The sequence below is a fragment of the Halovivax sp. genome (genome assembly GCA_007119345.1).
In the GTDB taxonomy this organism is placed as follows: domain Archaea; phylum Halobacteriota; class Halobacteria; order Halobacteriales; family Natrialbaceae; genus Halovivax.
The window spans coordinates 1-11103 of record SKPV01000258.1 but is presented as its reverse complement, the minus strand read 5'-3'; the positions used below and the strand labels follow the sequence as shown (position 1 = coordinate 11103).

General features: G+C 67.9%; 8 protein-coding genes. 2 read left to right on the top strand and 6 right to left on the bottom strand.

Features of this window, described 5'->3' with window-relative positions; all coding sequences use genetic code 11:
* Positions 1–116 precede the first annotated feature (116 nt).
* Positions 117–1355, bottom strand: a complete 1239-nt coding sequence (locus QZT59_RS17730) for a LeuA family protein (protein ID WP_394348676.1) — start codon at positions 1353–1355, stop codon at positions 117–119.
* A 564-nt stretch (positions 1356–1919) separates the two neighbouring features.
* Between QZT59_RS17730 and QZT59_RS17725 the strand changes: the two genes are divergently transcribed.
* Entirely contained in the window at positions 1920–3209 is a 1290-nt protein-coding gene (locus QZT59_RS17725) for an MFS transporter (protein WP_290819216.1), read from the top strand.
* A gap of 169 nt (positions 3210–3378) precedes the next feature.
* Here the strand turns inward: QZT59_RS17725 and QZT59_RS17720 are convergent, their stop codons facing one another.
* Complete coding sequence (locus QZT59_RS17720; protein ID WP_290819215.1) at positions 3379–4746, bottom strand: ABC transporter substrate-binding protein; 1368 nt, start codon at positions 4744–4746, stop codon at positions 3379–3381.
* Between the two features lie 217 nt (positions 4747–4963).
* Here QZT59_RS17720 and QZT59_RS17715 point away from each other — a divergent pair, with 217 nt between their 5' ends.
* On the top strand, positions 4964–7588 hold the full coding sequence (locus tag QZT59_RS17715; protein WP_290819214.1) for a methyl-accepting chemotaxis protein: 2625 nt from the start codon (positions 4964–4966) through the stop codon (positions 7586–7588).
* A gap of 21 nt (positions 7589–7609) precedes the next feature.
* Here QZT59_RS17715 and QZT59_RS17710 read toward each other — a convergent pair whose 3' ends face one another.
* The 4 genes from QZT59_RS17710 to QZT59_RS17695 all read right to left on the bottom strand — a co-directional run bounded on the left by QZT59_RS17710 (position 7610) and on the right by QZT59_RS17695 (position 10986).
* A complete protein-coding gene (locus QZT59_RS17710; RefSeq protein WP_290819213.1) occupies positions 7610–8044 on the bottom strand; it encodes a MaoC/PaaZ C-terminal domain-containing protein in 435 nt (144 codons plus the stop codon).
* Between the two features lies 1 nt (position 8045).
* Positions 8046–10004, bottom strand: a complete 1959-nt coding sequence (locus QZT59_RS17705) for a 3-hydroxyacyl-CoA dehydrogenase/enoyl-CoA hydratase family protein (protein WP_290819212.1) — start codon at positions 10002–10004, stop codon at positions 8046–8048.
* Between the two features lie 340 nt (positions 10005–10344).
* Positions 10345–10554: a cation transporter gene (locus QZT59_RS17700; protein ID WP_290819211.1), complete on the bottom strand. Its 210-nt coding sequence runs from the start codon at positions 10552–10554 to the stop codon at positions 10345–10347.
* 84 nt (positions 10555–10638) lie between these two features.
* The gene (locus tag QZT59_RS17695) at positions 10639–10986 is read right to left on the bottom strand and encodes an MTH1187 family thiamine-binding protein (protein ID WP_290819217.1); all 348 of its coding nucleotides are present in this window, start codon (positions 10984–10986) and stop codon (positions 10639–10641) included.
* Between the last annotated feature and the right edge of the window lie 117 nt (positions 10987–11103).

The following is an 11103-nucleotide window of genomic DNA, read 5'->3' as shown; positions in this document are numbered from 1 at the left end:
GTCGCCAGGCGTGCGTTCGTCGCCGGACCCCCGTTCGTCGGCTCCCCGTAGCGGCGACCGGACCGTCCGTCCGGGACAGCCGCCGCTGGCGGATCGAGGCGATCGTCGTGGACATCCTACGCGCGCACCTCCTCGCGCTCGCGGACGACTCCCGCCTCCTCGGCGAATCGATCGAGATCCGCCACGGTCACCTCACGCTTGTCCGCGCCGTAGTCCTTGACGCGGCGGGTGACGGTCCGGACCTGCTCGTCGGTCGGCGCGTAGCCGCGCTCGCGCAGGCGTTCGCGAACCGAGTGGGTGCCGGTGTGTTTGCCCATCACCAGCCGGCGTCTCGCGCCGACCATCTCCGGGGTCATCACGCCGGGTTCGAAGGTGTCGGCGTTCTCGATGACGCCCGCGGCGTGGATGCCGCTCTCGTGGGAGAAGGCGTTGGCGCCGACGACGGGCTTGTTCACCGGCGTCCCGACGCCGCTCGCGGTCTCGACGATCCGGGAGAGCTCCGCGATGCGGGTCGTGTCGATGCCAGTATCCGCCTGGTAGACCGACTCGACGGCCATCACGAACTCCTCGTAGGCGGCGTTGCCCGCCCGCTCGCCGATCGAGTTGACCGACACCTGCGCCTGGTCGGCGCCGGCCTCGATCCCCGCCAGGGCGTTGGCCGTCGCGAGCCCGAAGTCGTCGTGCGTGTGGACGTCGACGCGGGCGTCGGTGTGGGCCGTGACCGTCTCGATCAGGTCGGCGAATCGGTGGGGGGTCGCCACGCCGCACGTGTCCGGGACGTTGATCCAGTGGGTTCCCGCCTCGGTGACCGCTTCGATCACCTCGATCAGGAACGCCTCGTCGGTTCGCGTGGCGTCCATCGGCGAGAACATGCAGGTGGCGCCGGCCTCGACGATCCGCTCGACGGCCGCGACCGAACGCTCGATCACTTCTTCGCGGGTGGCGTGCATCGAATCCTCGATCTGGACGTCGCTGGTGCTCGCGAACGCGTGCACCATCTCGACGCCCGTCTCCAGCGCGGCTTCGACGTCGGCGTCCACGACGCGGGCTAACCCGCACGCGGTGGTCGACGTCGACGCGGCGATCTCGCGGACGGCCTCGAACTCGGCCTCGGAGTTGACCGGGAACCCCGCCTCGATGACGTGGGTCCCCATCTCGTCTAAGATCGCGGCGATCTCGCGCTTGTCGTCGGTGGAAAACGAAGTACCCGGCGTCTGTTCCCCGTCTCGCAGGGTGGTATCGAAGACGCGTACCGTCTCGATCTCGTCAGTGGAATCTAGCGTTCCCTGGAAGAACTCGACCGCCCTGACTGGTATCAGAGCCGCCGTCGATTGGGTTCGACATTGTACTGCAATCGCAGACCGGGGGCGTATATAACCTTGTCGGCGGTGACAACGTTTCCCGCGTCGAGCCGCGTCAGTCGCCGGCGGACCGGCCGTAAACCGCCGGGCGTAAACGACCTAAGATTGTTCCCCGGACCTAATACGCGCGGACGTCCGCCTCGGGCGGTTCCGGAAACCGGCGAGGATATCGAAAATTTTGGGAATGATCTTGTGGTATTTTCTCCCGCCCGTCTCGGACGCGCCCCAACTGATCGTTCGTCCGAAATTGACGTTCGCGATGGGTCCCGGGGCGGTTCCTCGGCTTCGGAACGGATTCTCGGTTTCGGAACGGTTCCTCGGCCTCGGAACGGACTCTCGGCTTCGGGAAGTATCCTCGACTGACGCGCTTCGGAGAGGTCCTCGACGAACGCGTCTCGGGACGGACGTTCGCCGCCGCAGGTCGAAGGACGGACGTCGTAACTGGGCCGACGACGCCGCGATGGACCGGCGACCGCTCGCTCCAACCGGCTGTCAGGACCGTCCGCCGGTTTCCAAGGGGCTAAGTAGTCTCGCCGGTGCCGTTCAGCCGAGAACCGAATGGCACTGTCGGCAAACGACCGGTCGATCGCCGGCTTTACGATGACCGGACACGGCCTCGTCCACTGGTTCGAGACGTCGATACCGATCTTCCTCGTCGTCTGGCTCGCGGAGTTCGACGTCTCCGTCGTGCTCTGGGGGCTGGTCGTCGCGGCCGGCTACGCGCCCTTCGGGATCGGCGCGCTCCCGGCCGGCATCCTCGCCGACCGGTTCGGGCCGAAGCGGCTGATCGTGGTCTGTCTCGCCGGGATGAGCGCCTCGTTCTTCCTGCTGGCGACCGCCGACACGATCGTCGCCATCGCGATCGGCCTCGTCTGCTGGGGGATCGCCGCCAGCATCTACCACCCGGCGGGGCTCGCGCTCATCAGCACCGGCGTCGAGCAGCGGGGGCAGGTGTTCGCCTGGCACGGCATGGCCGGCAACCTCGGGATCACGCTCGGTCCGCTCACCGCCGCGACGCTACTCATCGTCCTCGACTGGCAGCTGGTCGCGGCGCTGCTCGCCGTCCCCGGACTGCTCGCGGCGGTCTACGGACTCCGCGCGGACTTCGACCCGACGGCGGCGGTCGACGACGACGCCGACGCGGGTCCCGACGAGGCGCTCTCGCTGTCCGAGATCCTCGCGAACAGTCGGACGCTGTTCGCCAGCGCGTTCCTCGTCGTCTTCGTCATCGTCACGTTCGAGGGGCTGTTCTACCGCGGGATGCTCACCTACCTCCCGGAGATCCTCCACGGCTCGCCCGCGCTCGCGGGGATCGACCTCGGCCCGTCGCTCGAGGGGATCGAACCGAGCTTCTACGTCTACGCCGGCTTGCTCGTCGTCGGGATGGCTGGCCAGTACGCCGGCGGACTCATGACCGACCGCCTGCGACCCGAGCGGGGCCTGCTCGCCATCTTCGTCGTGCTCGCGGTCCTCGCGCTCGCGTTCGTGCCGGTCGTCATCGCGGGACCGGCCTCGGCCGCGGGGCTGGCCGCGGTCCTCGCGCTCTGCGGCGTCTTCGGCTTCTTCCTGTTCGCCATCCAGCCGTTCTACCAGGAGGCCGTGGCCGTCTACACGCCACCGGACTCCAGGGGACTCTCCTACGGCTACACCTACCTCGGCGAGTTCGGGCTGGGCGCGGGCTCGATCGCCATCGGCGGCTTCGTCCTCGGCTACTCGACGGGCGCGTTCTTCCTGACGATGGCCGCGTTCGCGCTGACGGGCGCCGCGCTGGCGGCGCTGCTCGGACTCGGTCTCGATCGGTTCGTCGGTCGTGATCCCGCCGGGGTCCCGGCTGCGTCCGAGGATTGAGCGACGAGCGCGCCCGCCGGTCGTTCGGACGGGATCGACGGTTCGCCATCCGATCCGACGAGAGCGGCTCGGACGGGTGCCGAGACGCCGGGGAACCGACCGAACGCGGTCAGTGCCCGTGGCCCCGGTTCGACCCCTCGCGTCCGATCGATCCGGAGCCGTCGGACGTTCAGGCGCCGCCTAACCAGGGCGGGGTCCGGTAATCGGCGGTCGCGTACGGCTCGGGCCAGATGATCTCCTGCGCGCCGGAACCGGACCCGTCGTCCTGCCACTGAAAGTAGACCGTTCCGGGATTGTCGGGATCGCCGGCTTGCCAGACCGGGTCGTGGGGGTACTCGTCGCTCTCGTCGCCGAAGGCGTACGTTTCCGCCATCGTCGCCTCGACCTCGACGGCTTCGAGGGCCGGAACGAGTTCCTCCGGATCGACCGTCCCGGCGTTCTCCGCCGCCTGCCGGTACATTCGGAGCGCGTCGTAGGTGGTGTACCCGGTGTACACCGGATAATTGCCGCCGGTCGCCTCCGCGTACGCCCGGACGAAGCGCTGGGTCTCCCCGGTGATTTCGGCCTGGGGCGTCCCCGGCGACATGGAGATCGCGTGCTCGCACGCGCCGTCGACCATGTCCCAGTAGCCGGGCCACTGCATCGGAACGTGCGTACCGCCGAACCCGAACGACGGGCGCTCGCGCTGCCAGTCGACGATCGCCGCGTCGCCGGTGTGGGCCATCGCGACCCAGGCGATGTCCGCCCCGGCCTCCTCGACCGACCCGTACAACGCCCTGAAGTCGTCGATCTCGGGGTCGTACTGTTCGGCCATCGCTATCTCGAATCCGTCGATCTCGGCGAACACCTCCCGGTAAGCGTCGGTGACGCCGTCGGCCCACCGGTACCCCTCAGCCAGCACCGCCAGCTCGTAAGGCGCCTCGAAGCCGAGCTGCGGGAGCATCTCGGTGATGAACGACAGTTCGAGCTGCATGAACTGCTCGTCGTTCAGCATCGTCCGAAAGTGGTACTGGTACCGGTCGAGGTCCGCCGCGACGAGTTCGCTCACCCGCTGGCTCGTGGCGCCGGTGGTGAGGTGGATCGTCTCGTGTTCGGCGATCGACTCGATCAGGTGATCGAGGACGGCGCTCTCGGCGATCCCGACGGTCGCGTCGACCTGCTCGTCGAGAATCAGTCGTTCGTACGCGCGCCGCGCCTCGAGCGGGCTGCCCTTGGTGTCCTCGACGACGATCTCGACGTCCCGGCCGGCGAGCCCCCCGGTCGCGTTCACCTGCGCCGCCACGAACCGTGCGGTGACGGCGATCGACGAGCCGACCGGCGACCGCTCCGGATCCGGTGCCAGCACGCCGATCCGGATCCCGTCCTCCGCGGCTTCGGCCGTCCCGAACACGTCCGTACAGCCGGCCAGCGACACGCCGAGCGCGCCGCTCGCCGTCGCCCGGAGTACGTCGCGTCGGCCGCTCACCGGGGACCGATCGCTCGAGTCGTCCCACGCCGTTCCCGAGACCCCGCTCCCCCTTCGCTCGCGGTTATTCATCGCGGTGACGTTTTGGACATTCGTTATTAACGCTTGTGGCGCTCCGGAATGTTTCCCGGGTGAGCGAGGATGTTATTTCTTCATAATACTTGGAACATCCGTTCGGCTCGTTATTAGGCTTGGAAAATAAACTAACTACCCGTTCCAAACCGAATGTTATCAAATTCGATAACGACCGCTCACAATTTATACGTCGGGGCGAGAGTGTCGCCATACGATGAACTTCCTGAGACGGCTGGTGCCCGCCGTCGTCCGTCGCCGGTACGCGCTCAAGTTCGGGATCGCCCTGCTGGTACTGGGGCTCTCGGTGGGTGCGATCGGCTTCGTGGCGACCGCCGGCATCACGGACGAAGTCGAACAGCGGGTGCAGGACGACCACGCGTCGTTCGCCACCCAGGAGGCACAGAGCCTGGAGATGTGGAACGCACGGAACGAGCAGACGATCGCGATGATCGCCTCGTCGGATTCGGTGGACGCCGACGACGTCGGCGCGATCGAATTCCGCTTTCTGCACTGGCAAGAGCACCTCGATGCGGACATCTTCCGGATGGACTACGTCGATACGGCCAACGAGACCGTGCTGACGAGCACCCAGGGCGACTTCCGTCCCGCGGGCGGCGAGGAGGTTCCGTCCGCCGAGCTCGGTCTCGAGGACGACGCGTTCGAAGCCGCCGCGCAGAACGTCGAGGGTGTGCCCTGGGTGTCCAAACCCTACATCACTACCGACGCGCACGGACAGGAGGCCGCCGTCGTCACGTACGTCCTCGACGTCCCGCGCGAGGACGACCGGGCGATCGTCTTCACGGCCGACCTGGAGGCCTACGCGACGAACTTCCAGGACACCGACCGCGTCACCACGCTCGTCCTCGACGGCGACGACGACGTGATGCTCGATTCGGCCGGCTACGGCGACGAGTTCGCGACGTTCGGCGAACCGTACGGGGACGAACACGGACTCACGGCACACTCGCGCGAGGTTGGACCCGGCGTGGAGCGCATCTCCGAGGAACCTGCGGGCGCGCTCGGACACGATGCCTACGAGTTCGACACCGACGACTACGTCGCCGGCTACGCGTCGGTCCACGGTACCGACTGGGTCGTTCTCGTCCACGAACCGACCGACGACGCCTACGGATTCGTCACCGCGGTCGACCAGTACGGGACCGCCGCCACGCTGCTCGGCATTCTGATGATCGGGATGGTCGGGGCGGTGCTGGGACGCAACACCGCCGTCTCGATCGACCGCCTCACGGACAAGGCGGCCCGGATGGAGGACGGCGATCTCGACGTCGAGTTCGAAACCGAACGGATCGACAACATCGGCCGACTCTATGACGGCTTCGGCTCGATGCGCGACGCCCTCCGCGCCCAGATCGACGAGGCGCAGGCGGCCAGAGAGGAGGCCGAGGCCGAGCGCGAGCGCGTCCAGCGGCTCAACGAGGACCTCGAACGCGCCGCGAACCAGTACAGTCGGGTGATGGAGGATGCGGCCGAGGGCGACCTCACCAGCCGGATGGACGCCGAGGCCACCGAGAACGAGACGATGCGGGCGATTGCCGGGGACTTCAACGAGATGCTCGCGGAGATCGAGGAGACGGTCGCGGAACTCAATCGGTTCGCGACCGAGGTGGCGACCGCCAGCGAGGAGGTCACCGCCTCCAGCGAGGAGGTCCGCTCGGCGTCCCAGCAGGTCACCGGCTCCATCCAGGAGATCTCCGACGGCGCCGAGCGCCAGAACGAGTCGCTGCAGTCGGTCGACGCCGAGATGAGTTCGCTGTCGACGACGACCGAGCAGATCGCCGCCTCCTCGAACGAGGTGGCCGACATCGCGGAACGGACCGTCGACACCGGCCGCGAGGGACGGTCGGCCGCACGCGAGGCGATCGACGCGATGGACGAGATCGAGGACGATTCGGGAACGGCCGTCGACGAGATCCGCCGGCTCGAGGCGGAGGTCCAGCAGATCGACGAGCTGATCCACTCGATCTCGCAGATCGCCAAGCAGACGAACATGCTGGCGCTGAACGCCAACATCGAGGCCTCTCGCTCGTCGGCGGCCGACGAGGAGGGCGAAGGGTTCGCCGTCGTCGCCCAGGAGGTCAAGGAACTCTCCGAGGACGTCAAGGAAGCGGCCGACGAGGCCGAAGAACGCCTCGAGTCGATCCGGGAGCAGACGACCGACTCCGCCGAAGAGGTCGAGCGGACCAGCGACAAGATCGACGACGCGGGCGAGCAGGTCCAGGCCGCCGTCGACGCGCTCGAAGCGATCGCCGAGTACGCTCAGGAGACCAACCAGGGCGTCCAGGAGATCTCCGCGGCGACCGAAGAGCAGGCCGCCAGCACCCAGGAGGTCGTCGCGATGGTCGACGACGCGGCGACCATCTCCGAGGAGACGACCGCGGAGGCCGAGACGGTCGCCGCCGCCGCCGAGGAGCAGACGACGGCGCTCACGGCGGTCTCGAACTCCGCGTCGGAGCTCGCGGAGGGAGCCGCCGAACTCTCCGAGGCGCTCGACCGGTTCGAGACCGACGCCGCGCCGGCGGCGACCGAGGTGGGCTACGACGAAGCCGCCGTCGAGGGCGACGCGACGACGGAATCCGCGATCACGACGCGGATCGGCGAGTCCGACGACGAGGGCGACGCGACGACGGAATCCGCGATCACGACGCGGATCGGCGAGTCCGACGACGAGGGCCCGAACGGTGGGGAACCGTCGATAGTCGACGCCGTCGAGGACGAGTCCGACGATTCGGCCCCGGACGCTGGCCGCGACGAGGAGGATTCGACGAGCGCCGAGGACGACGTCTTCGAATTCGGCGACGGGACCGAAGAGATGGACTGAGCGCGCCGTCGCGGCCCCCTCTCAGCGAACCAGGGCCAGCAGCTGGCAGGTCAGGACGACGTCCTCGTGCTGGTTGGTGACGGTCGCTTCGTACCGGACGCGGCCGCTGGCTTCGGGGTGGTCGTAGGGGTCGGCCTCGACCACCTCGCTCTCGACGCTGATGGTGTCGCCGACGAAGACCGGCGCGACGAACCGGAGCTCGTCGACCCCGTACATCGCGACGACGCCGCTGTCGGTCCCGCGAGCTTGCCAGAGCAGCCCCGTCGTCATCGAGAAGACGAGCGCCCCCATGGCGATCCGCTCGCCGTAGTCCGAGTCGGCCATCTTCTCGGCGTCGAGGTGGAGATCGTTGAAGTCGCCGCTGACGCCGGCGAAGTTCACGATGTCGGCTTCGGTGACGGTTCGGGCGGCGGTTTCGATCGTGTCGCCGACTTCGACTTCGTCGAAGGCGCTCATCTCAGGACCCCTCGAACTCCGGCTCGCGGTCCTCGGCGAACGCCATCGTCCCCTCGCGGACGTCGTCGGTCCCCATCAGCAGGCCGAAGCCCTGGGACTCCAACGCCAGCGCGGCTTCGAGACTGGCGTTCTCGCCCTCGTTCATGACCGTCTTTGCGACCTTCAGGCCGATCGGCGGGCCGGAGGCGAGGTCGTCGACGAACGCCGCGACGACCTCCTCGAACTCGTCGGCGGGGACGGCGCGGTTGATCAGCCCCCAGTTTTCGGCCCGTTCGGCGGAGATGTGATTGCCGCGGAAGACGAGTTCCTTCGCGCGCGTTTCGCCCAGGATGCGCAGGAGGCGCTGTGTCCCTCCGCCGCCGGGTATGAGCCCGAGCGTGATCTCCGGGCAGCCGAACGCGGAGTCGCTCGTGGCGACTCTGAGGTCGCAGGCCAGCGCGAGCTCGAGGCCGGCGCCGAGACAGTAGCCGTCGATCCTCGCGAGCACCGGCCGCGGGAAGTCGTTGACGCGCTCGAACATCGGCGAGACGTCCATCACGTCCGTGGGTTCGACCGACGCGAAGCCGCCGATGTCCGCACCCGCGGAGAACGCCCGGTCGCCCGCGCCCTCGAACGTCACGCAGCGGATCTCCTCGACGTCGACCCGCTCGAGGAGGTCGACGATCTCGTCCATGAGATCGGCCGAGATCGCGTTCATCCGCTCCGGTCGGTCGAGTTCGACGGCGAGCACCCCGCGGTCGTCGAGCTTCCAGTCGATCGCGTGGTATTCGCGCTCGTCCGCCTCGCCGCCGTAGTCGTGAAAGCCGGCGACGGCGTCTTCGCCCGTCTCTCCGGCATCGACCAGTTTCACGAGGTGGTCCGCGGGCTCGTAGCGGTCGGCACCGTACTCGTCCTGAAGTTCCGTCAGCTTCTCGAGGACGGCGTCGAGCCCGATCTTGTCGGCCCGGCGGCACAGCCCTTCGGGAAAGCCCGCGCCGAGGCGCACCCCCGTGTCGATCGCGTCGGGTGTGGCGACGCCGTCGCCGACGAGTTTCGCCGCCTCGTTGATCATCCGCGCCTCGATGCGGAGCGTATCGACGTCTTCGCCGTCGCCGATCTCGTAGTCCGGCCCGTCCCCCTCGTCGTAGTCGTAGAATCCACGGCCCGTCTTCCGGCCGAGTTCCTCGCGCTCGACTTTCTCCTCGACGATCGGCGGAATCGGCTTGCCGGCCTCCTTGCGGACGTGGTAGCCGATGTCGATGCCGGTGAGGTCGGCCAGCTCGAAGGGCCCCATCGGGTACCCGCGCCGGTGGACCATCGCGGCGTCGATCTCCCGGATCTCCGCCTCCCCCGCCGAGACCATCCAGGCGGCCTCGTCGCCGAACGGCCCCAGACAGGAGTTAACCACGAAACCGTTGACGTCCTTGCGGACGTAGATGGGCGTCTTGCCGATCGACTCGACCCAGTCGTAGCCCGTCTCGGCGGTCGCGTCGGTCGTCTCCGCGCCGTAGATCACCTCGACGAGATCCATCTTCACCGGCGGGTTGAAAAAGTGGAGGCCGAGCACCCGCTCGGGCGAATCGGTCGCGCTCGCGATCTCGGTGATCGAGAGGCTCGACGTGTTCGAGGCCAGGATGGCCTCGTCGTGCGTGTAGGCCTCCAGGTCCGCGAAGAGGTCCTTCTTGAGGTCCATCCGCTCCGGGGCGGCCTCGATCACGAGGTCCGCCGGTGCCGCCGCCGCCTCCAGGTCGACCGCCGTGTCGATCCGGGCGAGGATTTCGTCGGGGGATTCTTCGAGGTGTCCCTTCTCGTCGAGCTTCCCGAGACTCCACTCGACGTTCTCGTACCCATCCTTGACGATCTCCTCCTCGATATCCCTGAGGGTCACGTCGTAGCCGGCCATGGCGGCCACCTGGGCGATGCCGTGGCCCATGCTGCCGGCGCCGATCACCGTCACGTGTTCGATGTCGTCGGCTGACATGGGCGTGGGTGTTCTTACCACGCCCTTAACTCCACCGAATCCGTTATCGATGGTTGAACGAACGGGAATGTACATTACCGATATTAGAAATCGGTCCACGTTAGCGAACATGGTAAAATCTCAGGGCCGGTCAGCGTACCGGTCTCCGTCACACGGTCGTTCGACGGGGTTCGGACGGCCGTTCGTCAGCGCTCAGAGGCCCGTTCGACGGGGTTCAGACGGCCTTCGACGGCACACAGTCGGCCGTTCGACGGGGCGCAGACGATCGCCCGACGGCGCCGTCGCTCGACGATCCGTCGCGATCGAAGAAGGGATGACTCCTGATTCGTCCCTCGGGCGCTCAATCGACGACGTCGTAGCCGGCGTTCTCGATCGCGCCACCGATCGCGTCGACGTCGACGACCGCGGGGTCGTGCTCGACGCGGACGTGCCCGGCCTCGTGGTCCGCCGTCGTCTCCGCGACGCCCTCGAGCGCGCCCAGCGCGTCGACGACGTTTTGTTCGCAGCCCTCGCAGGACATGCCGTCTACCGATACCGTGGACTGTTCCATAGCGGTCGGTACCGCCCGGATCCCAAAGGAAGTATCGCTTCGGTCACCCCGGCTGCCGGTGGGTCGCCGGGGATCGATCGGCCGTCAGTCGTCGTGGTCGGGTGCCGGACGGCCCAGCTGCTGGTCCCGGTTCGTGGCCGGTCGGCCGAGCGATTCCTCCACCGTCTCGACTTTCTCCCAGGCGCCCTTGTCCGTGTCGCGCCGATCGTCGATCTTCAGGACCGTGCTGACCCGGTCGGCGTCGATCGCCTCGTGGGCCGCCCGAACGGCCTCGAGCAGTTCGTCGATCGATTCCGCCTCGATCGTCGTCCCCATCGGTCCCGTCTGGTAGGTGACGCCGGTCTCGTCGATCGCCTCGACCGCGCTGGCTACCTGGTCGGACATGGGTTCGTCGGACACCGGTGCGGTGCTGAGAAAGCCGATCACCGTCATGGTCGAGGCCACGTGGGGGGCGCTCCTAAACCCGTGGCCTGCGCCTCGGTCGTAGCCCTCGCTCGGTCGTCGTCCGCGGTCGGTCGTCGTCCGCGGTCGGTCGTCGTCCGCGGTCGG

Coding starts and splice junctions, on each gene's coding strand:
- QZT59_RS17725 (WP_290819216.1), top strand. CDS start 1,920: ATGGCACTGTCGGCAAACGACCGGTCGATCGCCGGCTTTACGATGACC.
- QZT59_RS17720 (WP_290819215.1), bottom strand. CDS start 4,746: ATGAATAACCGCGAGCGAAGGGGGAGCGGGGTCTCGGGAACGGCGTGG.
- QZT59_RS17715 (WP_290819214.1), top strand. CDS start 4,964: ATGAACTTCCTGAGACGGCTGGTGCCCGCCGTCGTCCGTCGCCGGTAC.
- QZT59_RS17710 (WP_290819213.1), bottom strand. CDS start 8,044: ATGAGCGCCTTCGACGAAGTCGAAGTCGGCGACACGATCGAAACCGCC.
- QZT59_RS17705 (WP_290819212.1), bottom strand. CDS start 10,004: ATGTCAGCCGACGACATCGAACACGTGACGGTGATCGGCGCCGGCAGC.
- QZT59_RS17700 (WP_290819211.1), bottom strand. CDS start 10,554: ATGGAACAGTCCACGGTATCGGTAGACGGCATGTCCTGCGAGGGCTGC.
- QZT59_RS17695 (WP_290819217.1), bottom strand. CDS start 10,986: ATGACGGTGATCGGCTTTCTCAGCACCGCACCGGTGTCCGACGAACCC.